The organism is Thermopolyspora flexuosa (genome assembly GCF_006716785.1).
Lineage (GTDB): Bacteria > Actinomycetota > Actinomycetes > Streptosporangiales > Streptosporangiaceae > Thermopolyspora > Thermopolyspora flexuosa.
Map to the genome: position 1 here is coordinate 1,664,028 of NZ_VFPQ01000001.1, position 21,245 is coordinate 1,685,272.

Annotated in this window: 23 protein-coding genes; 15 read left to right on the forward strand and 8 right to left on the reverse strand. The window is 74.6% G+C overall.

Annotation, left to right across the window (positions count from 1 at the left end):
- Window positions 1-3: 3 nt before the first annotated feature.
- The 4 genes from FHX40_RS07160 to FHX40_RS07175 are packed head-to-tail and all read right to left on the reverse strand — an operon-like array spanning window position 4 to window position 2,778.
- Window positions 4-426 (reverse strand): hypothetical protein, encoded by a 423-nt coding sequence (locus FHX40_RS07160; protein WP_142258882.1) that lies wholly within the window; start codon window positions 424-426, stop codon window positions 4-6.
- Between the two features lie 37 nt (window positions 427-463).
- The gene (locus FHX40_RS07165; RefSeq protein WP_229788667.1) at window positions 464-931 is read right to left on the reverse strand and encodes a hypothetical protein; all 468 of its coding nucleotides are present in this window, start codon (window positions 929-931) and stop codon (window positions 464-466) included.
- Window positions 932-941: 10 nt separating this feature from the next.
- A complete protein-coding gene (locus FHX40_RS07170) occupies window positions 942-1,736 on the reverse strand; it encodes a carbon-nitrogen hydrolase family protein (protein ID WP_142258883.1) in 795 nt (264 codons plus the stop codon).
- 4 nt (window positions 1,737-1,740) lie between these two features.
- Complete coding sequence (locus FHX40_RS07175; protein ID WP_142258884.1) at window positions 1,741-2,778, reverse strand: DUF418 domain-containing protein; 1,038 nt, start codon at window positions 2,776-2,778, stop codon at window positions 1,741-1,743.
- Window positions 2,779-2,881: 103 nt separating this feature from the next.
- Between FHX40_RS07175 and FHX40_RS07180 the strand changes: the two genes are divergently transcribed.
- From FHX40_RS07180 to FHX40_RS07225, 10 genes are all read left to right on the forward strand, one after another.
- Window positions 2,882-4,069, forward strand: a complete 1,188-nt coding sequence (locus FHX40_RS07180; protein ID WP_142258885.1) for a pyridoxal phosphate-dependent aminotransferase — start codon at window positions 2,882-2,884, stop codon at window positions 4,067-4,069.
- A gap of 102 nt (window positions 4,070-4,171) precedes the next feature.
- The gene (locus tag FHX40_RS07185) at window positions 4,172-5,110 is read left to right on the forward strand and encodes a carbamate kinase (RefSeq protein ID WP_229788670.1); all 939 of its coding nucleotides are present in this window, start codon (window positions 4,172-4,174) and stop codon (window positions 5,108-5,110) included.
- Window positions 5,111-5,126: 16 nt separating this feature from the next.
- Complete coding sequence (gene bar, locus FHX40_RS07190; protein ID WP_142258886.1) at window positions 5,127-6,233, forward strand: barbiturase; 1,107 nt, start codon at window positions 5,127-5,129, stop codon at window positions 6,231-6,233.
- Window positions 6,234-6,273: 40 nt separating this feature from the next.
- Window positions 6,274-6,810, forward strand: coding sequence for an SseB family protein (locus FHX40_RS07195; RefSeq protein ID WP_142258887.1), 537 nt, complete (start codon window positions 6,274-6,276; stop codon window positions 6,808-6,810).
- Between the two features lie 79 nt (window positions 6,811-6,889).
- Entirely contained in the window at window positions 6,890-7,615 is a 726-nt protein-coding gene (locus FHX40_RS07200; RefSeq protein ID WP_142258888.1) for a prepilin peptidase, read from the forward strand.
- A 123-nt stretch (window positions 7,616-7,738) separates the two neighbouring features.
- Complete coding sequence (aroC, locus tag FHX40_RS07205; protein ID WP_142258889.1) at window positions 7,739-8,917, forward strand: chorismate synthase; 1,179 nt, start codon at window positions 7,739-7,741, stop codon at window positions 8,915-8,917.
- Window positions 8,917-9,450, forward strand: coding sequence for a shikimate kinase (locus FHX40_RS07210; protein WP_142258890.1), 534 nt, complete (start codon window positions 8,917-8,919; stop codon window positions 9,448-9,450). Before aroC ends, FHX40_RS07210 begins: the two co-directional genes overlap by 1 nt.
- The gene (gene aroB, locus FHX40_RS07215) at window positions 9,447-10,523 is read left to right on the forward strand and encodes a 3-dehydroquinate synthase (protein WP_142258891.1); all 1,077 of its coding nucleotides are present in this window, start codon (window positions 9,447-9,449) and stop codon (window positions 10,521-10,523) included. The genes FHX40_RS07210 and aroB overlap by 4 nt, the downstream gene beginning before the upstream one ends.
- 41 nt (window positions 10,524-10,564) lie before the next feature.
- The gene (gene aroQ / locus FHX40_RS07220) at window positions 10,565-11,011 is read left to right on the forward strand and encodes a type II 3-dehydroquinate dehydratase (RefSeq protein ID WP_142258892.1); all 447 of its coding nucleotides are present in this window, start codon (window positions 10,565-10,567) and stop codon (window positions 11,009-11,011) included.
- Between the two features lie 2 nt (window positions 11,012-11,013).
- Entirely contained in the window at window positions 11,014-11,811 is a 798-nt protein-coding gene (locus FHX40_RS07225) for an SGNH/GDSL hydrolase family protein (protein ID WP_142258893.1), read from the forward strand.
- 46 nt (window positions 11,812-11,857) lie between these two features.
- On the opposite strand, the gene FHX40_RS07230 is transcribed toward FHX40_RS07225, so the two are convergent.
- Window positions 11,858-13,192 carry a hypothetical protein gene (locus FHX40_RS07230; protein ID WP_142258894.1) on the reverse strand — a complete coding sequence of 445 codons (1,335 nt, stop codon included), beginning with the start codon at window positions 13,190-13,192 and terminating at the stop codon, window positions 11,858-11,860.
- A 279-nt stretch (window positions 13,193-13,471) separates the two neighbouring features.
- Here FHX40_RS07230 and FHX40_RS07235 point away from each other — a divergent pair, with 279 nt between their 5' ends.
- Entirely contained in the window at window positions 13,472-15,526 is a 2,055-nt protein-coding gene (locus FHX40_RS07235; protein WP_142258895.1) for an ATP-dependent DNA helicase, read from the forward strand.
- Here the strand turns inward: FHX40_RS07235 and FHX40_RS07240 are convergent.
- Window positions 15,507-16,322, reverse strand: coding sequence for an ABC transporter permease (locus FHX40_RS07240; protein ID WP_170198747.1), 816 nt, complete (start codon window positions 16,320-16,322; stop codon window positions 15,507-15,509). The genes FHX40_RS07235 and FHX40_RS07240 overlap by 20 nt on opposite strands.
- On the reverse strand, window positions 16,322-17,269 hold the full coding sequence (locus tag FHX40_RS07245; RefSeq protein ID WP_142258896.1) for an ATP-binding cassette domain-containing protein: 948 nt from the start codon (window positions 17,267-17,269) through the stop codon (window positions 16,322-16,324). Before FHX40_RS07245 ends, FHX40_RS07240 begins: the two co-directional genes overlap by 1 nt.
- A 76-nt stretch (window positions 17,270-17,345) precedes the next feature.
- Between FHX40_RS07245 and FHX40_RS07250 the strand changes: the two genes are divergently transcribed.
- From FHX40_RS07250 to FHX40_RS07265, 4 genes are all read left to right on the forward strand, one after another.
- Window positions 17,346-18,194, forward strand: coding sequence for a TetR/AcrR family transcriptional regulator (locus FHX40_RS07250; RefSeq protein ID WP_211350188.1), 849 nt, complete (start codon window positions 17,346-17,348; stop codon window positions 18,192-18,194).
- 62 nt (window positions 18,195-18,256) lie between these two features.
- Window positions 18,257-18,631: a hypothetical protein gene (locus FHX40_RS07255; RefSeq protein WP_142258898.1), complete on the forward strand. Its 375-nt coding sequence runs from the start codon at window positions 18,257-18,259 to the stop codon at window positions 18,629-18,631.
- A gap of 60 nt (window positions 18,632-18,691) precedes the next feature.
- The gene (locus tag FHX40_RS07260) at window positions 18,692-19,069 is read left to right on the forward strand and encodes a YidH family protein (protein ID WP_142258899.1); all 378 of its coding nucleotides are present in this window, start codon (window positions 18,692-18,694) and stop codon (window positions 19,067-19,069) included.
- Complete coding sequence (locus FHX40_RS07265; RefSeq protein WP_142258900.1) at window positions 19,069-19,398, forward strand: DUF202 domain-containing protein; 330 nt, start codon at window positions 19,069-19,071, stop codon at window positions 19,396-19,398. Before FHX40_RS07260 ends, FHX40_RS07265 begins: the two co-directional genes overlap by 1 nt.
- Window positions 19,399-19,886: 488 nt before the next feature.
- On the opposite strand, the gene FHX40_RS26155 is transcribed toward FHX40_RS07265, so the two are convergent.
- Entirely contained in the window at window positions 19,887-20,906 is a 1,020-nt protein-coding gene (locus FHX40_RS26155) for an aggregation-promoting factor C-terminal-like domain-containing protein (protein ID WP_306465699.1), read from the reverse strand.
- Between the last annotated feature and the right edge of the window lie 339 nt (window positions 20,907-21,245).

The following is a 21,245-nucleotide window of genomic DNA, read 5'->3' on the forward strand; positions in this document are numbered from 1 at the left end:
CGGTCAGGAGCCCCCGGCGGCCTCCGCCGGGCGGCACGGGATCGGGATGCGCTCCACCCGGATCGAGGTGACCTCCTCGCGGGGCACGACCACCTCGTAGGCGCCGTGGTCGACCATCCAGTAGCCCAGCGCCTCGGCCTGCGTGCCGTTGTGCCCCGCGTAGGCGATGTGCAGGCCGTCGGTGTCCTCGTCGAGGACGAGGCACGGCTCGCCGGCGAACGCGCCGACCGTGCGCACGAGCATGAGCCACTCCAGCTCGTCGCGCCGCACCGTGAGCCGCCAGTAGCCGTCGGCCTGCTCGAACCCCTCGCGCGGCTCCTCGCTGAACAGCACCACGTCGTCGCTGTCCGGCCCGACCGCGGCCGGGTGGGTGTGGCCGCGGTACCGGGCGAGATAGCCGCAGCCCACCGGCTCGACATCGGTCATCGGCACACTCCGGTCCTGCCTTCCGCCGGCGACCCGGTCACCGGGCCGGCCGCCACGTCAGCCCATCGTAGATCGCGAACAGGTGCTCGCCGTCCTCGTCCACCCGGTAGATCTCCGCCCCGGCCGGGATCGGCATCGGCATGGTGTGGAACTGCGGCACCACGTGGCCGCGCGACGAGGTGAACCCGTTGCCGGCGAACGGCGGGCTGTCGTGCCAGTCGCCGCCCATGTGCGGGCCGTACGGCACGGCGTAGCCGTCGCTGTCGCGGGCGTACCACCGCAGCAGGTAGAGCTCGGGCACGTCGGGGGTGAGCTGGGAGCCCTCGAAGCCGAGGTCGAGCGCCTCGTACAGCAGCCGCGGCGTGGTGAGGCGGAGGCAGTCCTGCACCCGGTACACGTAGCCGGAGATCACCGTGCGCTTGCCCTGCAGGTACGGCACGAGCAGCCGCGGCGGGATCACCTTCTGCATCCGGGTCCGGGCGGCCGGCGCGCTCAGCTCGCTCACGAGCGCCAGTTTACGATCCGTTTCCCCGCAGCCGCCGGTGTTCCAGACAGGGCAGGACGGCGCGGACCCGCTCGGTGGCCGCGAGGTCGAGCTCGGCGACCCGCACCGCCGCCTCCGGGCCGAGGTCGGTGCGCACCACGCCCATCGGGTCGACGAGCATGCTGCGGCCCACGCCGAAGCCGTCGCGGAACTCGGGGGCGGGGGCCTGGCCGACCGCGATCGTCCACATCGTGTTCTCGATCGCCCGCGCCCGGACCAGGGTGACCCAGTGGTCCTCCTTCATCGGCCCCGACCCCCAGGCGGCGATCACCGCGAACGCCTCGGCGCCGAGGTCGACCAGCCGCCGGGCCAGCTCGGGGAAGCGCACGTCGTAGCAGGTGACCAGGCCGAGCCGCAGCCCGGCGAGCCCCACCACGACCGGCGTGTCGCCCGGGCGCACCAGCTCCGACTCCCGGCCGCCGAAGGAGTCGAACAGGTGGATCTTGCGGTAGCTCCCGGCGAGCGAGCCGTCCGCCTCGATCGCGACCGCGGTGTTGTAGACCCGGCCGTCCCCGGACGGCTCGAACACCCCGGCGAGCACCGCGACGCCGTGCTCCCGCGCCGCCTCGGCGAGCCCGGACACGAACGGCCCGTCGAGCGGCTCGGCGGCGGCCAGGGCGTCCCGGCCGAAGCGGACCAGGGTCGCCTCGGGGAGGACGGCGAGGCGGGCGCCCCCCGCGGCGGCCTCGGCCACGGCCGCGCGGGCGCGCTCCAGGTTGGTCTTGGGGTCCTTGGTGACCGCGAGCTGGCAGAGGGCGACGCGCATGCGCTCATTCTCCCCCGGCCGTGCCGTACCGGACCGGATCGGGGCGCCGGTTGGGGGTGATGCGCCACCAGGTGGCGCACCGCCAGACCCACTCCAGCGGGCCGTACCGGTGGGTGCGCAGCCACCACCGGGCGAACGCGAACTGGACGGCGAGCACCAGGGCCGAGTACCCGATCACCGACAGGTGGGTGGTGTCCCGGGCCAGCAGCGGCAGCGCCGCGAGGATGAACGGCGTGCTCGTCAGGTAGTTGGTGAGCGCCATCCGGCCCAGCGGCTCCAGCACGGCCGAGACGGCGCGGCTCGCCCGCGCCACCAGCACCGCGCCGAGCGCGTACGCGGCGGCCCCGAAGAGCGCGGCGACCAGCCCCGCCGCGTACGGGTCGATCCCCGGGTCGAGCGCCTCGCCGAGCTCCAGGTGCAGCCAGAGGGCCGCGGCGGCGAGCACCGCCGAGGCGGCGAACGACGGCACGAGCAGCCGCGGCGCGGGCCGGTAGCGGACGAGCGCCATGCCGACCGGGAACAGCCCGGCGATGAGCAGCCAGGCGTCGACCAGCGCCACCGCCGCGGCGACCCCGGCGAGCCCGGCGGCCAGCGCGGCCCAGCGCGGCAGGTAGGACAACGGCAGCAGCAGCACCAGGCCGAACGCCGCGTACGGCAGCAGCACCTCGCCCTCGTTGACGGTCTGGTGCAGCAGGCCGAAGCAGGCGAGCACGACGAGCCGCATGAACAGCGCGAGCCGGGGGTGCTCGGTGCGCTCCCGGGCGGAGTCGAGGAAGAGCACGAAGCTCATCCCGAACAGCAGCGAGAAGATCGGGTAGAACCGGCCCTGGAGCAGGGCGCCGATCACGTCGTCGACCGGGCCGCCCTCGTGCGTGGACCAGGTGGCGGCGCGCACGAACTGCCAGGTGTTCACCACCATGATCCCGCAGATCGCGAAGCCGCGCAGCGCGTCGAGCTCGCGGACCCGCGGCCGCGGCGGCGGTTCGCCGGTGGGTGAGTCGGGCACCGGCGGGTTCTCGGGGACGCGGCGCGGCTCGGCCATACCGCCAGTTCATCACGATGGGTGGACTCGGCGCGAGCGGCCCGTGCCCGTTCGCCGCGCCACCCCCTCGGCGTGGCCGCCTCCGCGCACTACGCTGAAGCCCGTGACAGAGCCTCTCGTCGCCAGGATGCGGGCGTTCGGCACCACGGTCTTCGCCGAGATGACCGCGCTCGCCGTACGCACCGGGTCGCTCAACCTCGGGCAGGGCTTCCCCGACACCGACGGGCCCGCCGCGATGCTCGACCGCGCGGTCGAGGCGGTCCGCTCCGGGCTCAACCAGTACCCGCCGGGCCCCGGCCTGCCGGAGCTGCGGCAGGCGGTCGCCGAGCACCACAAGGAGCGGTACGGCCTCGCCTACGACCCGGACGGCGAGGTCCTCGTCACCGTCGGGGCCACCGAGGCGATCACGGCCGCGGTGCTCGCGCTCTGCGAGCCGGGCGACGAGGTGATCGTCTTCGAGCCGTACTACGACTCCTACGCCGCGGCGATCGCGCTCGCCCAGGGGGTGCGGCGGGCGGTGACGCTGCGGCCGGTGGCGGGCCGGTTCGCGGTCGACCCGGACGAGCTGCGCGCCGCGGTCGGCCCGCGCACGAGGCTGATCATCGTCAATTCGCCGCACAACCCGACCGGCACCGTGTTCACCCGGGAGGAGCTGGAGGCGATCGCGGCGGTGTGCCTCGAGCACGACCTGATCGCGATCACCGACGAGGTCTACGAGCACCTCACCTTCGACGGCACCCCGCACATCCCGCTCGCCACGCTGCCGGGCATGCGGGAGCGCACCGTGATGATCTCCTCGGCGGGCAAGACGTTCTCGGTGACCGGCTGGAAGACCGGCTGGGTCTGCGCGCCCGCGCCGCTCGTCACCGCGGTGCAGACGGTCAAGCAGTTCCTCACCTTCACCGCGAACGGCCCCTGGCAGGCCGCGGTCGCCTACGCGCTGCGCAACGAGATGGCCTGGGTGGCAAGCCTGCGCGACGAGCTGCAGGCCAAGCGCGACCGGCTCGTCGCCGGGCTCACTGAGGCCGGGTTCGCCGCGCTGCGGCCCGCCGGGACCTACTTCGTGCAGGCCGACATCCGGCCGCTCGGCTTCACCGACGGGCTCGACCTCGCCCGCCGGCTGCCCGAGCTCGCGGGTGTGGTCGCGATCCCCACCCAGGTGTTCTACGACGACGCCACGGCGGGCCGGCACTTCGTGCGGTTCGCGTTCTGCAAGCGGGACGAGGTGATCGACGAGGCGGTACGGCGGCTCGCCCGGCTCGGCGGCGCGAGCCGTACCGGGGCCCGCTGAGCCGCCCCGCCACCCGCTTGGCAAGGAACGCCGACAACCCGCCGGTTGTTGGGCACCCGTTGCCAATGAGAGCGCGGGAGTCCTGCGGATAGCTTTCGCGGTGTGGGCGAACGCGTACTGATCGCATTGGGCGGCAACGCGATGACCGGCCCGGACGGCAGCGCCGCGCCGGAGGACCAGCGGCGCGCCATCGAGGAGGCGATGCGGCACGTCGCGGAGCTGCGGGCGCGCGGCCACCAGGTGATCCTCACCCACGGCAACGGCCCCCAGGTGGGCAACGTGCTGCTGAAGAACCAGCTCACCGCCGACGTGGTGCCGCCGGTGCCGCTCGACTGGTGTGTGGCGACCACCCAGGCCACCATCGGCACGCTCGTGCTCAACGCGCTGGGCGGCCGCACCGCCGTGGTGGTCACCCGCACCCTGGTCGACGCCGCCGACCCGGCCTTCGCCGACCCGGTCAAGCCGATCGGCCGCTACTTCACCGAGGAGGAGGCGGCCCGGTTCGAGCGGTTCGGTGAGACCTGGCGGCGGTTCGACAAGGGCTGGCGGCGGGTGGTCGCCTCCCCCGAGCCGGTGGAGATCCTCGACGCCGAGGCCGCGGTCGCGCTCATGGAGAGCGGCTTCACCGTCGTCGCGGCCGGGGGCGGGGGAGTGCCGGTGGTGCGCGAGCCCGACGGCACGCTGCGCGGCGTCGCCGCGGTGATCGACAAGGACCTCGCCGCCGCGGTGCTCGCCAGGGACGTCAAGGCGTCCACCCTGGTGATCGCGACGAACGTGCCGCACGCGTTCGTCGGGTACGGCACGCCGCGGCAGCGTCCGGTCGGGCGGGTGACGCCCGAGGAGCTGCGGGCACTGCAGGCCGAGGGGCACTTCGCCCGCGGCAGCATGGGCCCGAAGATCGAGGCGGCGGCGCGGTTCGTCGAGAACGGTGGGGAGCGCGCCGTGATCACCACGCTGGAGCGGATCGGCGAGGCGCTCGACGGCGAGGTCGGCACCGTGGTCCGGACGGCCGCGGGGCATGGGACTGGCGAAAACGGATGACGAAAGGTTGATGGGGATGCCGGATCCGATCGAGGTACGCAAGGTTCCGATCGAGAGCGTGACCGACGCGTCCGGGCTGGCCAAACTGATCGACGACGGCGTGATCGAGGCCGACCGGGTGCTCGCGGTCATCGGCAAGACCGAGGGCAACGGCGGCGTGAACGACTACACGCGCATCCTCGCCGACCGGGCCTTCCGCGAGGTGCTCGTGGCCAAGGGCACCCGTACGCCGGAGGAGGTCGCGCAGGTCCCGCTCGTCTGGTCGGGCGGCACCGACGGCGTGATCAGCCCGCACGCCACGATCTTCGCGACGATCGACCCGGCCAAGGCCGTGAAGACCGACGAGCCCCGCCTGTCGGTCGGCGTCGCGATGAGCGAGGTCATCCTGCCGGAGGACATCGGCCGCCCGGCGATGGTGGAGAAGGTCGCCGCCGGCGTGCGCGAGGCGATGAAGATCGCCGGCATCGAGGACCCGGCGGACGTGCACTACGTGCAGACCAAGACCCCGCTGCTCACCCAGGCGACGATCGCCGACGCGCACAGCCGCGGCAAGACCGTGGTCACCGAGGACACGCTCAAGTCGATGGACATCTCGAACTCCACCACCGCGCTCGGCATCGCCGTGGCGCTCGGGGAGATCGAGATGCCGCGCGAGGACCAGATCCACCGCGACCTGTCCCTCTACTCGAGCGTCGCCTCCTGCTCCTCGGGCGTCGAGCTCGACCGGGCGCAGATCGTCGTGGTCGGCAACGTGCGCGGCATCGGCGGCCGGTACCGCATCGGCCACTCGGTGATGAAGGACGCGCTCGACACCGACGGCATCTGGGAGGCGATCCGGTCCTCCGGCCTCGACCTGCCGGAGCGGCCGCACCCGTCCGACCTCAAGGGCCGCCTCGTCAACGTGTTCCTCAAGTGCGAGGCCGACCCGACCGGCCGGGTGCGCGGGCGGCGCAACATCATGCTCGACGACTCCGACGTGCACTGGCACCGCCAGATCAAGGCGGCCGTGGGCGGCGTCGCCGCCTCGGTGACCGGCGACCCGGCGGTGTTCGTGTCGGTCGCCGCGGTGCACCAGGGCCCGTCCGGTGGCGGTATCGTCGCCGCCATCTCCGACCTGGGGTGAGCCGCCGGCCCGCAGAATGCCGCCGGTAGGCTCGGGTGCCGTGCCGAGCATTCCGCAGCCGATCCTCCCTGACGACGACGGGTCCCCCGACCCCGCGCTCGCGAAGGCGCTCGCCGATCTCGCCGCCGGGTCGGGTGACCCCTCGGCGGTGGTCGCCGCGCTGCAGCACGCGCGGCTGCTCATGCCGGCCGTGGTCGTCGACGCGTCCGAGCTGCCGGGGGAGGCGTGCGGGAGCGGGAGCGACATGGCGCTGCCCAAGCTGATCGGCAAGGACGGCCGGGCGGCCGTGCCCGCCTTCACCGGGCTGGAGGCGCTGCGCCGCTGGCGGCCCGACGCCCGGCCGATCCAGGTGCGGGCCGCCCAGGTCTGCCACACCGCCGTGCACGAGGACGCCGCCGCCGTGGTGATCGACGTGGCGGGGCCGGTACCGTTCCCGATCGAGGGGGCGCTGCTGCACGCGCTCGCCGCGCTCGACGCGCCCCCCGGCCAGGTCCTGGAGCGCATCCAGGAGATGCCGGACGCGGTGGTGGCCCGGGTGACGCCGCCCCGCCGCAGGTTCCGCTGGTTCCGCAGGTAGCGCCGATCCCGGAACCGGTTGTCCACAGCCCTGATCACGGGCCGCCCCCGGGTGGCCATGGTCGCCTAGTCTCGATCGGGTGACCGCTCTCGCCGTCGCCGCAGCCGCGCTCTTCGGGTTGCTCGCGGGCCGGTACGTCCGCGAGTTCGCCCGCCGGTACGGCCCGCACAAGGGCGGCCCCGCGCCCGGGGACGGGGGCGGGGCCGGACCGCTGGAGCAGGGCGCGGAGGATCCCGGGCCCGGGGCGCTTGGCACGCTACGCGCGGTCGCGCGCACGGTCCCGGTGCCCGCCTGGCCGCCCACCGTGGAGGCGGCCACCGCCGCGGTCTGCGGCGCGGTCGCCTGGCGGCTCGCCGGGGAGTCCGGCTGGCTGCTCGCCGCCTGGCTCTACCTCGCGGTCGCCGGCATGGCGCTCGCCGTCGTCGACTGGCGCACCCACCGGCTGCCCGACGCGGTCACGCTGCCGTCGTACCCCGTGCTGCTCGGCATGCTCGCCCCGAGCGGCGCCCTGCCGCCCGCGCTCGCCGGGATGCTCGCGCTCGGCGCGATCTACGCCGTGCTGTGGCTGGTACGGCCGGACGCCCTCGGCCTCGGCGACGTGAAGCTCGCCGGGCTCATCGGCCTGGTCACCGGCGCGCTGGGCCCGCAGCCCTGGATCACGGCCGCGGCCGGCGGGCACCTGCTCGGCGCGGCCTACGCGATCGGCCTGCTCGCCACCCGCCGCGGCACGCTGCGCAGCGAGTTCCCGTTCGGCCCGTTCATGCTCGCCGCGGCGCTCGCCGCGCTGCTCCTGCCGTACCCGTAGCGGATCACCGGGGCCGGGGCGGGCCGACCGGCGCCGCACGGCGGAGCCCGATCCCCGCGACACCCGACCGGGAGGGGCCATCCGGGGACACCGCACGGTGCCGCACATGGAAGACTTGTCCCCATGTTGCGTTGGTTGACCGCCGGGGAGTCCCACGGCCCCGAACTCGTCGCGATCCTTGAGGGGCTGCCCGCGGGAGTTGAGGTGACCACGGCCGACATCGCCGAGGCGCTGCGCCGCCGCCGGCTCGGCCACGGCCGGGGTGCCCGGATGAAGTTCGAGCAGGACGAGGTCACCATCGTCGGCGGCGTGCGGCACGGGCGCACCCTGGGCAGCCCGGTCGCGATCCGCATCGGCAACACCGAGTGGCCCAAGTGGCAGACGGTGATGGCCGCCGACCCGGTGGACGAGGCGCTGCTGGCGAACCAGGCGCGCAACGCCCCGCTGTCCCGTCCGCGCCCGGGCCACGCCGACCTGTCGGGCATGCAGAAGTACGGCTTCGACGACGCCCGCCCCGTGCTCGACCGGGCGAGCGCCCGGGAGACCGCCGCCCGGGTGGCGCTCGGCCAGGTCGCGCGGAACTTCCTCAAGCAGGCGCTCGGCGTCGAGATCGTCAGCCACGTGGTGGCGATCGGCGAGGTGTCCGCGCCCGAAGGCCTGCTGCCCACCCCGGCGGACGCCGCCGCGCTCGACGAGAACCCGGTGCGCTGCCTCGACCCGGCCACCTCCGAGGCGATGATCGCCGAGATCGACGCCGCGCGGAAGGACGGCGACACCCTCGGCGGCGTGATCGAGGTGCTCGCGTACGGCCTGCCGCCGGGGCTCGGCAGCTACGTGCACTGGGACCGGCGGCTCGACGCCCGGCTCGCCGCCGCGCTCATGGGCATCCAGGCGATCAAGGGCGTGGCGGTCGGCGACGGCTTCGAGACCGCCCGCCGCCGCGGCTCCCGCGCCCACGACGAGATCGTCAACACTCCCGAGGGTGTACGGCGAGTCACCAACCGCGCGGGCGGCATCGAGGGCGGCATGACCAACGGCGAGCCGCTGCGGGTGCGCGCCGCGATGAAGCCGATCTCCACCGTGCCGCGGGCGCTGCAGACCATCGACATCAAGACCGGCGAGCCCGCCAAGGCGATCAACCAGCGGTCGGACGTGTGCGCGGTGGTCCCGGCCGCGGTGGTGGGCGAGGCGATGGTCGCGCTCGTGCTCGCCGACGCCGCCCTGGAGAAGTTCGGCGGCGACTCGGTCGAGGAGGTCGCCCGCAACCTGAACGGCTACCTGTCCGCGCTGGTGGTGAAGTGATGACGGCGGCCACCCCGGCGGAGCACGCGACCCGGCCGCGCGCGGTGCTGATCGGACCGCCCGGCTCCGGCAAGACCACGATCGGGCGGCTGCTCGCCGACCGGCTCGGCGTCGGCTTCCGGGACACCGACGCCGACGTCGAGGCCACCGCGGGCAAGACCGTCTCGGACATCTTCGTCGAGGATGGCGAGGAGCACTTCCGCGAGCTCGAGGCCGCCGCGGTACGGCTCGCGCTCGCCGAGCACGCCGGCGTGCTCGCCCTCGGCGGCGGCGCGATCCTGCGCCCCGAGACCCAGGAGCTGCTCGCCGGCCACACCGTCGTCTACCTCGAGGTGGGCCTCGGCGAGGCGGTGGAGCGGGTCGGCCTCGGCGCGGCCCGGCCGCTCCTCGTGCTCAACCCGCGCGCCCGGCTCCGCAAGCTCATGGAGCAGCGGCGCCCGATCTACGAGCGGCTCGCCACGCTCCGGGTGAGCACCGAGGGCCGGGATCCCGAGGAGATCGTCGAGCAGATCGTCAAGGAGCTGCCGGCATGACGGCGACGCGGATCGGCGTCGGCGGGGCCGAGCCGTACGAGGTGGTGGTGGGCGGCGGCGTGCTCGGCGAGCTGCCGTCGCTGCTGGGCGACAAGGTGCGCACGGTCGGCCTGGTCCACCCGGTGACGCTGCCGGAGATCGCCGGGCGGGTCGAGGCCGCGCTGCGCGAGGCCGGCTACCGGGTGATCCCGCTGCCCGTGCCCGACGGGGAGCAGGCCAAGTCGGTGCAGGTCGCCGCCGAGCTGTGGTCGGCGCTGGGACAGAACGGTGTCACCCGCTCGGACGCGGTGGTCGGCGTCGGCGGCGGGGCGACCACGGACCTCGCCGGGTTCGTCGCCGCCACCTGGCTGCGCGGCGTGAAGGTGGTGCTCGTGCCCACCACGCTCCTCGCCATGGTGGACGCCGCGGTCGGCGGCAAGACCGGCATCAACACCCCCGAGGGCAAGAACCTGGTGGGCGCGTTCCACCCGCCCGCCGGGGTGCTGTGCGACCTCGAGACGCTCGCCACCGTGCCGCCCGCGGACTACGTGGCCGGGCTCGCCGAGGTGATCAAGGGCGGGTTCATCGCCGACCCGGAGATCCTCGCCCTGGTGGAGAAGGACCCGGAGGGCGCGCGCACCCCCGAGGGCCGGCACACCCGGGAGCTGATCGAGCGCAAGATCCGGGTGAAGGCCGAGGTGGTCGGGGCCGACCTGCGCGAGTCCGGGCTGCGGGAGATCCTCAACTACGGCCACACGCTCGGGCACGCGATCGAGCGGGTCGAGGACTACCGGATGCGGCACGGCGAGGCGGTCGCGATCGGCATGGTGTTCGCCGCGGCGCTCTCCCACCTCGACGGCCGCGTCGGGCCGGAGCTGGTGGAGCGCACCCGGTCGATCCTCACCGCGGTCGGCCTGCCGGTGCGCTACCGGCGCGACGCGTGGCCGCGGCTGCGCGAGCACATGCGCGTGGACAAGAAGAACCGCGGCGCCACCGCCCGCTTCGTGGTGCTCGACGACGTGGCGAAGCCCTCCCGGCTGGTGAACCCGTCCGAGGAGCTGCTCGAGGCGGCGTTCGAGGCGGTCGCGGGCTGACGGCGCATCCGGTACGACACGAGAGAGTCAACGGGGTGAACGTGAGGCAGGTCCTGGTTCTCAACGGGCCCAACCTGGGCCGGCTGGGCAGCAGAGAGCCCGACGTGTACGGCTCGAGCACCTTCGAGGACCTCGTCGAGCTGTGCCGCAGCGCGGGCCGCGAGGTCGGGCTCTCGGTGGAGGTGCGGCAGACCGACGACGAGGCCGAGCTGGTCAAGTGGGTGCACGAGGCGGCGGACGCCCGGATTCCGGTGGTGCTCAACCCGGCCGCGTTCACCCACTACTCCTACGCGCTGCGGGACGCGCTCGCCCAGCGCACCGCCCCGCTGGTGGAGGTGCACATCAGCAACCCGGCGGCGCGCGAGGAGTTCCGGCACACCTCGGTGGTCGCGGGCGTGGCCACCGGCACGATCGCCGGGTTCGGCCTGTACTCCTACGTGCTCGCGTTGCACGCGATCGCGCGGCTGCTCCGGGAGGAGGGGAACTGACCATGCCGGACATCGACCTCACCGGCTCGGCGCCCGCCCGCGGCTACCGCACCTTCGTCGCGATTGGCGACAGCTTCACCGAGGGCCTCAACGACCCGGGCAAGGACGGCCGGTTCCGCGGCTGGGCGGACCGGGTGGCCGAGCGCCTCGCCACGCTCAACCCCGAGTTCCGGTACGCCAACCTCGCGATCCGCGGCAAGCTGCTCGACCAGATCGTCCGCGACCAGGTGCCCGCCGCGCTCGAGATGAAGCCCGACCTGATCAGCTTCTGCGGCGGGGCGAACGACCTGCTCCGGCCGGGCTCCGACCCCGACCGGGTGGCCAAGACGCTCGCCCGCACCGTACGCGAGCTGCGCCGTACCGGGGCCGAGGTGCTGATGTTCACCGGGGTGGACCTGCGCGACACCCCGGTCATGCGGCGGCTGCGCGGCAAGTTCGCCGTCTTCTACATGCACGTCCGCTCGATCGCCGACCTGTACGGCTGCCGCCTGGTGGACCTGTGGCCGATGCAGAGCCTGCGGGACTGGCGGGCCTGGTCCGAGGACCGGCTGCACATGAACTCCGAGGGGCACCGGCGGGTCGCCGCCCGGGTGCTCGAGGTGCTCGGCGTGGAGAGCGAGGACGACTGGCGCACGCCGTGGCCGCCGCGCGAGCCGGTCGACCCGTGGGTACGGCGGCGGGAGGACATCCGCTGGGTGCGCGAGCACCTCGTGCCGTGGATCGGCCGGCGGCTGCGCGGCACCTCGTCGGGCGACGGGCTGGACCCGAAGCGCCCGGTGCCGCTGCCCTACGAGCCGTGAGCGGGAAGGGGCCCGGCGGGGGCCGCCGGGGCGCGCCCGCCCGGGCTCACCACTCGCGGCGGCGGCCGTGCGGGTCGCGGTCGTCGGCCGGCGGCTGCTGCCGCTCGCCGGTGGCGTACGCGGGCTCGGCCGGGTAACCGCCGGGGGCCTGCCCGTAGCCCTGCTGCGGGTAGGGGCCGGTGGTCGGCTGCTGGTAGCCCTGCTGCCCGTAGTCCTGGTAGTCACCGGCCGGGCCGTAGTCGCCGGCGGAGTGGCGGCCGCCGCGGCCGCCCACCTGGCCGAGGCCGAGCGGGTCGTTCGGGTCGACCTCCGGCTGCTGGGGCTGGGCACCGTAGCCGCCCTGCGGGTCGAGGGACGGCGTGCCGTACGGGTCGGTGCCGCCCTCCCCGGGCCGCCCGGACCCCTGCGGCACCGGGCCGGGGTGGCCACCGTACTGCTGGGCGGGGTACTGCCCGTACTGGTCCGCGCCGCCGTACTGGTCACCGTACTGGTCGGCACTGTACTGGTCACCGTACTGGTCGGCACTGTACTGGTCGGCGCCGTACCGGTTCCCGCCGTACTGGTCGGGGTACTGGTCCGACCCGTACTGATCCGCGTACTGCTGGTCCGCGTACTGCTGGTCGGAGTACTGGTCACCGCCGGAGTAGCGGTCCCCGGCGTACTGGTCGGCGTACTGGTCGTTCTGCCTGCCGTACTGCGCGGGCGGGCCGGAGGCGACGAGCTTGTCCGGGGCCGGGTTGCCCCGCGCCACGAGCACGTCGTTGGGGCCGACCGTCGGCAGCGAGGACAGCCGCGGGTCGCTGTCGGTGTACGACGAGCCGCCGCCCTGGTAGGACCCGGAGTCCTGGTAGCCGCCGTTGTCCTGGTAGTCGTCCTGGTACGCGCCGCCCTCCGGGTAGGACGCGTTGCCGTCCTGGTAGCCGCCCTCCTGGTAGCCCGCGCCGTCGGAGTAGTGCGCGGGGTCCTGGTAGCCGCCCTGGTCCTGGTACGGCCCGCCGGAGTAGGCGTCGGCGCCGGAGTAGGCGGGCTGGTCGGGGTAGCCGCCGGGCTGCTGGGCCGCGGGGTCACCCTCCTGCTCGGGACGGACGTACTGGCCGGTACCGGGGTAGTCGGGGTAGTCGCCCTGTGCCTGAGGCCGCTCCTCGGCGGGCTCCGCCTGGTCGGAGAGCTGCTTGCTCGCCTCGGCGAAGCCGACCTCCAGGGTCTGCAGCAGCCGCTCGACGTCCTGGAAAGGCATGCGGAAGCTGGCGGTGCACATCTCCCCCCGCCACAGGCTGAGGACGAGGGTGCCCTCGTGCCACGTCACCCGGAGCACGCGCTCCTGGCCACGGGCATCGAAGAAGACCTCGCCGAAGGAGGGTAGTGGGACAACTTCCGACATGGCAGACATAGTGCTATTACCAGCCTTTATTCGTCCACTAGACGGTCAAACCTTACCGTGGGCGGCCCTCCATCCGCCCGGAGAAGTCGGAGAGCTTTGCACTCAGAAGAGAATAAGCGGCTTGACCCCTCTCGCGACGGGGTACCGTTGACGCTCGTGCCCGATTCTCTTCCGCCGACGCCCCCCATCGGGTCCGCCGACCACCCCGCGACCGGCGATGCGGCCGATCACGGGCCGTTCGGCACCGAGCCGATTTCGGACACCCGCCCCGAGACCGAAATGTCGTCCGGCTCCGAGCTGGAAGTTTCAGCCGAGACTCCCGGGACGGACGAGGCCGCCGCCGGCGAGGCCGACGCCGCCACCGACGACCTGCCGCCCGTCGAGGAGCTGCTCAGCGTGGCGGTCGCGGCGCTCGGCGGCTCCGAGCGGCCCGGCCAGGTGAAGATGGCCCAGGCGGTACGGCACGCGATCGACGCCCGCGAGCACCTCGCGGTGCAGGCGGGCACCGGCACCGGCAAGTCGCTCGCCTACCTCGTCCCGGCGATCCGGCACGCGGTCGCCACCCGCACCCCCGTGGTCGTCTCCACCGCGACGATCGCCCTGCAGCGCCAGCTCGTCGACCGCGACCTGCCCCGCCTCGTCGAGGCGCTCGCCGGCCGCCTGCCGTACCGGCCGAGCTTCGCCATCCTCAAGGGGCGGCGCAACTACCTGTGCCGGTACAGGATGTCCGCCGAGATGCCCGAGGACGAGCAGCCGGACGAGCTGTTCGACCCGCGCGCGGTGAGCGCGACCGGCCGCATGGTGCAGCGCATCCTCGAGTGGGCGGAGGAGACCGAGACCGGCGACCGGGACGAGCTCGTGCCCGGCGTGAACGAGCAGGCCTGGCGGCAGTTCTCGGTGAGCGCCCGCGAGTGCCTCGGCGCGAACCGCTGCCCGTACGGCGAGGACTGCTTCGCCGAGCGCGCCCGGCAGCTCGCCGGGGAGGCGGACGTGATCGTCACCAATCACGCGCTGCTCGCCATCGACGCGATGGAGGAGGCGTCGGTGCTCCCCGAGCACGACGTCGTCGTGGTGGACGAGGCGCACGACCTGGTCGACCGGGTCACCTCGGTGACCACGGGCGAGCTGTCGGAGAGCACCGTGTTCACCGCGGTACGGCGGTGCGCCCGGCTCATCGAGCAGGGCGTGGCCGACCGGCTGCAGGCGGCGGGGGAGGACCTCAAGGCGCTGCTCGCCGCGGCGCCGCCCGGCCGGATCGACACCCTGCCCCCGGTGCTCGGCACCGTGCTCGGCGTGGTCCGGGACGCCGCGGCCGCCTGCCTCACCGCGCTCGGCCCGCGCACCGAGCGGGCGGACGACGACCGGCCCGAGCTGGCCGGGCAGCGCAAGGCGGCGTTCACCGCGCTCGACGAGGTGCACGACACCGCCCAGCGCATGCTGGACGCGTTCGGCATCGAGAACGAGGTGGACCGCGCCGAGGTGGTGTGGCTCGCCGCGGGCGGGGAGCGCCGCCCGCCCACCCTGTACGTCGCGCCGCTCACCGTCGGCGGCATGCTGCGGGAGAACCTGTTCGGCCGGCGCACCGTGATCCTCACCTCGGCCACGCTCGCGCTCGGCGGCACCTTCGACGGCATGGCCCGGCAGTGGGGCCTCGGCCAGGAAGGCTGGTCCGCGCTCGACGTCGGCTCGCCGTTCGACCACGCCCGGTCCGGCATCCTCTACGTGGCGAAGCACCTGCCGCAGCCGGGCCGGGAGGGCCTGCCCGACGCCTACCTCGACGAGATCGTCGCGCTGATCGAGGCGGCGGGCGGGCGCACCCTCGGCCTGTTCTCCTCGATGCGCGCCGCCCGGCAGGCCGCCGAGGCGCTGCGCGAGCGGCTCGACGTGCCGCTGCTGTGCCAGGGCGACGACGCCACCGGCCTGCTCGTCCGGCAGTTCGCCGAGGACCCGGCGACCTGCCTGTTCGGCACGCTGTCGCTGTGGCAGGGGGTGGACGTGCCGGGGCCGTCGCTCTCCCTGGTGGTGATCGACCGCATCCCGTTCCCGCGGCCCGACGACCCGCTCGCCTCGGCCCGGCAGCGGCACGTCGCGGCGAAGGGCGGCAACGGCTTCATGACCGTCGCCGCCACCCACGCCGCGCTGCTGCTCGCCCAGGGCGCGGGGCGGCTGCTGCGCGCGCAGACCGACCGGGGCGTGGTCGCGGTGCTCGACCCGCGGCTGGCCACCGCCCGGTACGCCGGATTCCTCCGGGCCTCGCTGCCGCCGTTCTGGCCGACCACCGACCGGGCCACCGTGCTCGCCGCGCTGCGCCGGCTCACCGGGAGCGGCGCCTGAAGGCGAGCGTCGCCGTGCCGTACCCGGCGGCGAGCAGGCCGGCGCACCAGGCGACCGCGAGCGCCGCGTCGCCGCCGGGGGAGCCGCCGAGGAACAGGGCGCGGAGCGTGTCGGTGATCGGGGTGATCGGCTGGTGCTCGGCGATCACCCGCAGCACCGCGGGCATCGTCTCGGGCGGGACGAACCCGCTGCTCACATAGGGAAGGAAGAGGAAGACGAAGCCGAACCCGCTCGCCGCCTCCACCGACCTGGCGAGCAGGCCGAGGCCGAGCGCGGTCCAGGACACCGCCGTGATGTAGAGGACGAGCAGGGCGAGCGCGGCGAGCCAGGCGCCGGGGCCCGCCGCGGGGCGGAACCCGGCGAGCAGCGCCACCGCGATCACCATCGCCGTGGACAGCAGGTTCCGGGCGACGCTCGCCGTGACGTGGCCGACGAGCACCGCGGACGGGAACACCGGCAGGGAACGGAACCGGTCGACGATGCCGTCGCGCACGTCGGCCGCGATCACGGGCGCGGTGAGCGCCGCGCCGTACCCCGCGCACAGCAGCATGATCCCGGGCACCACGTAGTCGACGTAGCGCCGCCCGACGTTCATCGCGCCGCCGAGGACGTACACCGACAGCAGCATGATCATGACCGGGAGCACGACCGCGAGGATCAGGTTCTCCGGGTTGCGGGTGATGTGCCGGAGGCTGCGCCCGGCCATGACGAGGCACTCGGCGGCGGCGCGGGCCGGGGCCGGGCGGTACGGCGTGGCGCGGTACTGCGGGCGCGCCGGGACGGTGGCGGTGGGCATCAGGCGGCCTTTCCCTTCTTCCGGCCGGTGAGGGCGAGGAAGACGTCGTCGAGGGTGGGGCGGTGCAGGGCCACGCGCGCCACGGCGAGCCCGTGCGCGGCCATGTGGTCGAGGATGCGGCGGACCTCGTCGGCGGTGCCGTCGGTGGGGAGGGTGAGCGCCCGCCGGTGCTCGTCGCGGCGGACCACGCGCGCGCCGAGCGCGGCGGACGCGCGGGCGAAGTCCGCGGCGGCGGCGAAGAACAGCTCGACGTGCTCCCGGCCGGCCTCGCGCTTGAGCCGCTCGGCGGTGCCCTCGGCGATCACCGTGCCCTCGTCGAGCAGGGCGATCCGGTCGGCGAGCCGGTCGGCCTCCTCCAGGTACTGGGTGGTGAGCAGGATCGTCACGCCGCCCGCGGCGAGCTCCGTGACGATCTCCCACAGGCTCTGCCGGCTGCGCGGGTCGAGGCCGGTGGTCGGCTCGTCGAGGAAGATCACCGGGGGTTCGGCGATCAGCGTGGCGGCGAGGTCGAGGCGGCGGCGCATGCCACCCGAGTAGGTCCGCACCCGGCGGTGCGCGGCCTCGGCGAGGCCGAAGCGCTCCAGCAGCTCGGCCGCGCGCCGCCGGGCGCCCGCCCGGCCGAGGTGGTGCAGCCGCCCGATCAGCGTCATGTTCTCCATGCCGGTCAGCAGCTCGTCCACGGCGGCGAACTGGCCGGTGAGGCCGATCGAGCGGCGCACCAGGTGGGGCGCGCGCAGCACGTCGTGCCCGGCCACGCGGGCGGTGCCGCCGTCCGGCCGCACCAGCGTGGCGAGGATGCGCACGGTGGTGGTCTTGCCCGCGCCGTTCGGCCCGAGCAGGGCCTGGATCGTGCCCCGCGGCACGGCGAGGTCCACGCCGGAGAGCACCCGGGTGGCCCCGAAGGATTTCGTGAGTCCGGTCGCCTCGACGACCGCTTCGGCTGTCATGCGTCGTCGGTCCTTACTGTGTACGTTCTACTGTGTACCTCATACATTATTTGCTGTACGGTATACACAGTGGGAGGTGGACGTCAACGGGCATGGGGAGAGCGTGGGCCGCGGCAAGCAGGAGGCCGGTCCGGCGGCACAGGCCGGCCTGTCGCGCGGGCTGGAGCTGCTGTGGGGGCTGCGGGAGCGGCCGCGCAAGGGGCCCAAGCCGGGCCTGAGCCTGGCGCGGGTGGTGGCCGCTGCGGTCGAGGTGGCCGCGGCCGAAGGGCTCGCCGCGGTGACCATGAGCCGGGTGGCCGAGCAGCTCGGCTTCACCACGATGTCGCTCTACCGCTACGTGGAGAGCAAGGAGGAGCTCCTCGTCCTCATGATCGATCACGTGATCGGGCGGCCCTCGCCCGCCGTGACCGAGGCCGAGGGGTGGCGCACGCGGCTGGAGCGCTGGGCGTGGGAGATGCTCGCGGTCTACCGCCGCCATCCGTGGATCACCCGGATCCCGGTCGACCACCTGCCGATCTCGCCGAACCAGCTCACCTGGATGGAGACCGGGCTGCAGAGCTTCACCGGCACCGGCCTCGCCCCGATCGAGCGGCTCGCCCTCGTCATGCTCGTCAACGGCTTCGTCCGCAGCCAGGCCGAGCTCGTCGGCAACCTGCGCCGGGCCCGCCGCGAGGAGGGGGTCACCGAGGGCGAGATGCTCGCCCGGTACGGCCGCCTGCTCGCCCGCCTGCTCGACCCCGGGCGCTTCCCGGTGCTCCACGAGATGGCGGCCTCCGGGGTGTTCGAGGGGCCCGACTTCGCCACCGACCCGGACCCGGAGCACGCCGAGGTCGGGCCGGAGACCGAGCCGGACTTCGACTTCGGGCTGCAGCGCGTGCTCGACGGCGTGGCGGCGTACCTGCGGGCGCGGGACGGCTCGGCCTGAGGCCGTACCCGGGCGCCATGCCGTACCGCGCGCCCGGGGCGGGCGCAATGTAGGTTCGAGGCATGCGCCGTCCGTCCATCTGGCTCTCCCTCGCCACCGCGGTCGTCCTCACGCCGGCCGCCGCCGGGTGCAGCACCCTCGACAAGGCCCAGGCCTGCCTGGAGAGCAGCAAGGTGGTCACCGAGACGATCAGCCGCGTCCGCCAGCTGGGCAACGACCCCGCGGAGATGGAGCGGGCCCTCAACGACGCCGCCGACCGGCTGAACGAGATCGCCGACAGGGTCGGCAACACCACGCTCAACGACGCGCTGTCCGACCTGGCGCGCTCCCTCGAGGGCATCAACGTCCGGAACGTCAACGACGCGGTCGACGCGGTGCAGCGGGTGGTCACCGACGGCACCGCCGCGGCCGAGCGCATCGCCCGCGAGTGCACCTGACCGGGCCGCACCGCCCCTCCCCGTCACCAAGCAGGGAAAATCGGTCAATACGCTGGTCGTATGAGCTCTTCGCACGGCCCTCTCCCGACGGCGGCACGGGGCGGTGACGAGAGCGAGCCCGATCCGCGGTTCACCCTGGCGAACGAGCGCACCTTCCTCACCTGGCTCAGCACCTCGCTCGCGCTGAGCGCCGCCGGGGTGGCGGTGGCCGCGATGCCGCAGCAGGTGTTCCTGCCGTGGATGCGCACGCTTATCGCCGTCCTCCTCGTGCTGCTCGCCGCGCTCGCCGCCGGAATGGCCTACCCGCGGTGGCGCCGCGTGCAGCGGGCGCTGCGCCGCGGGGAGCCGCTGCCGGCGCCGTCGATCGCCCCGCTGCTCGGGTACGGCGTGGCCGCGGTCGCCGTGCTCGCGCTCGTGCTCATCCTGCTGGGGCAGTGATGCCCGAGCGGGTGTGGGACCGGGGACTGCAGAGCGAACGCACCCGCCTCGCCTGGGTGCGCACCGCGGCCGCGCTCGCGGCGGGCGGCCTCGGCGCGGCCTTCCTCTCGCTGCGCGGCGGCGCGGGCCCGCTCGCCGTACCGCCCTTCGCCGTGGCCGCGCTCTGCGGCGCGGTGCTGCTCGCCCGCACCGGGGTGCGGTTCCGCAGGGTGCAGCGCGCCCTGCACGCGGGCCGCCCGCTCGACAACCGGGCGGACGCGCTGCTGGCCTGGCTGGGCGTGCTCGCCGTGATCGGCGGCAGCCTCCTCACCGTCGCCTGCCTCGCCTGATCCGCACCGGGCCGCCGCGGCCGAGCAGCCCGGGAGCGGACGCGGCCGAAGCCCGGCGATCCGTGCTCGCCGGGTTCGCGCGTGGCCCGGACGCATGCCGGCGACCACCCGGTCGGGACACCGAGGGCGGGGTGGGCGAACGCGCACCCCTCGGCTCCGCGCGGGGATCGCCCGTTCGGCTCGTGCTCGGGAGAGGCAGGCGGCCGCCGCGTGATCGGTGCCCGGGTGGCCCGCCGGTCACCTGTGCCCGCCCGGGAGGGAGGGCGGCGGGCCCGGGAAGCGGCGGAAGGCGCGGGCGCGTGCGCCCCGGCGGCCGGGTGTGATCGGGTGCGAGGCGGCGGGCAGTCGCCGTTCTCGTGCGTGCCGGCGGCCCGGGCCGACGACGGTGTCGGTCCCGGGCCGCCGCGTGTGGGCCGCGCGTGCCCGAGCGGTGCCCCTTCCCCCAGGCGCCCCTCGCCACGCGTCGGCCCGGCGGCACCGAGCCGGGCTCAGTACCAGTTGCGCCGCTGGAAGTGGGCCCAGGCGGCGCAGGGCGTGCCGTACCGCGACTTGATGTACCGCAGCCCCCAGCGCACCTGCGTGATCGGGTTGGAGCGCCAGTCGCGCCCGGACACCCTCATCTTGTGCGCGGGCAGCGCCTGCGGGATGCCGTAGGCGCCCGAACGGGGGTTGCGCGCGCGGTGGTTCCAGTTGCTCTCCCTGGTCCACAGCCGGTCGAGGCAGCGGAACTGCCCCGGCCCCCAGGAGCGGCGGACCAGGTGGAAGGCGAAGCTCTTCACCGAGTGGCGTCCGGCGTGCGCCCGGGCGTGCCGCGCGTGCCGGGCCTTGTGCACGGCCTTGTGCACGGCCTTGGCCCGCGTCCGCGCGAAGCCCGCGGCGAACCGCTGCTGCGCGTGCGCGGCCCGGTGCGTCCCCCGCGGGAGCGCCGCCCCCTGCTTCGAGGCGGCCTCCTGCCGCTGCGACGCCTCCTCAGGCCGCCCGGACGCCTCGGCGTGCCGAGTGCCCTCGACCTGTTGGGTTCCTTCGGTCTGCTGCGTGCCGTCGGGCCGCTGCGCCTGCCCGGCCTCCGCCGCACGCGGCCGTACGGCCTCGGACGGACGCTCGGCCACCAGGCCCGGGCGGAGCCCTGCCGGGAACTCCGGTATGGCGACCCCCGGGCCGGACGGCGGCGTGAGCCGCTCCGGCAGCGCGTCCATCGCGTGCCACACCTCGGCCCACAGCTCGGCCGAGGGGCCGAACTCCGACGACCTCGCTTTCGGTCCGATCGGCGGCACCCGGGGCGGCACCTCGGGCGGCAGCGGACGTTGCCGCGCGTCCGGCCCGGACGGCGAACCGCTCCGAGCCCCGTCCCGGGCCTCGCTCTGCGGGGCGCGCGCGGCCTGCGCGTCCGGCTCGGCCGCGGGCGGGTTCCCCCGTTCGGCGGCAGCGGCGGAGGCCGCGCCGCCGGTGAGCAGGGCGGTGGTGGCGACGGTCACGACGGTCTTGCGCAACGCGCGTTTGCTGTCCAAATCCATCCTTTCCTCGGGCCGCGTGCGGATGACGGGCATCCGGGCACGCCCGCGGCGGCCCGTGGGCCTGCGGGTGCGCCCGCGTGCGCCCGTCGTGCGGCCGCTCGCCCATGGCGTGGGCGCCGGCCGTCCGCTCGGCCTCCCGGTCCTGAGCCATTCCGTGCGGGAATGGTCCGGAAGGCACCGCGACGGGTCCTGTGGCGGTTTCTAGTACGCGAATCGGTCGCGGCCGATTACCTGCGACACGCTGCGGAGAGGTGTTTGCCGAACCGGTGCGGACGGCCGCCCGTCTCGCGGGTGCGGGGTTAACCGGCTCGGCGCGCGGATGACCTTGGACGG

Coding starts and splice junctions, on each gene's coding strand:
- FHX40_RS07160 (WP_142258882.1), bottom strand. CDS start 426: ATGACCGATGTCGAGCCGGTGGGCTGCGGCTATCTCGCCCGGTACCGC.
- FHX40_RS07170 (WP_142258883.1), bottom strand. CDS start 1,736: ATGCGCGTCGCCCTCTGCCAGCTCGCGGTCACCAAGGACCCCAAGACC.
- FHX40_RS07175 (WP_142258884.1), bottom strand. CDS start 2,778: ATGGCCGAGCCGCGCCGCGTCCCCGAGAACCCGCCGGTGCCCGACTCA.
- bar (WP_142258886.1), top strand. CDS start 5,127: ATGCCGGATCCGATCGAGGTACGCAAGGTTCCGATCGAGAGCGTGACC.
- aroC (WP_142258889.1), top strand. CDS start 7,739: ATGTTGCGTTGGTTGACCGCCGGGGAGTCCCACGGCCCCGAACTCGTC.
- FHX40_RS07210 (WP_142258890.1), top strand. CDS start 8,917: ATGACGGCGGCCACCCCGGCGGAGCACGCGACCCGGCCGCGCGCGGTG.
- aroB (WP_142258891.1), top strand. CDS start 9,447: ATGACGGCGACGCGGATCGGCGTCGGCGGGGCCGAGCCGTACGAGGTG.
- FHX40_RS07225 (WP_142258893.1), top strand. CDS start 11,014: ATGCCGGACATCGACCTCACCGGCTCGGCGCCCGCCCGCGGCTACCGC.
- FHX40_RS07230 (WP_142258894.1), bottom strand. CDS start 13,192: ATGTCGGAAGTTGTCCCACTACCCTCCTTCGGCGAGGTCTTCTTCGAT.
- FHX40_RS07235 (WP_142258895.1), top strand. CDS start 13,472: ATGTCGTCCGGCTCCGAGCTGGAAGTTTCAGCCGAGACTCCCGGGACG.
- FHX40_RS07240 (WP_170198747.1), bottom strand. CDS start 16,322: ATGCCCACCGCCACCGTCCCGGCGCGCCCGCAGTACCGCGCCACGCCG.
- FHX40_RS07245 (WP_142258896.1), bottom strand. CDS start 17,269: ATGACAGCCGAAGCGGTCGTCGAGGCGACCGGACTCACGAAATCCTTC.
- FHX40_RS07255 (WP_142258898.1), top strand. CDS start 18,257: ATGCGCCGTCCGTCCATCTGGCTCTCCCTCGCCACCGCGGTCGTCCTC.
- FHX40_RS07260 (WP_142258899.1), top strand. CDS start 18,692: ATGAGCTCTTCGCACGGCCCTCTCCCGACGGCGGCACGGGGCGGTGAC.
- FHX40_RS07265 (WP_142258900.1), top strand. CDS start 19,069: ATGCCCGAGCGGGTGTGGGACCGGGGACTGCAGAGCGAACGCACCCGC.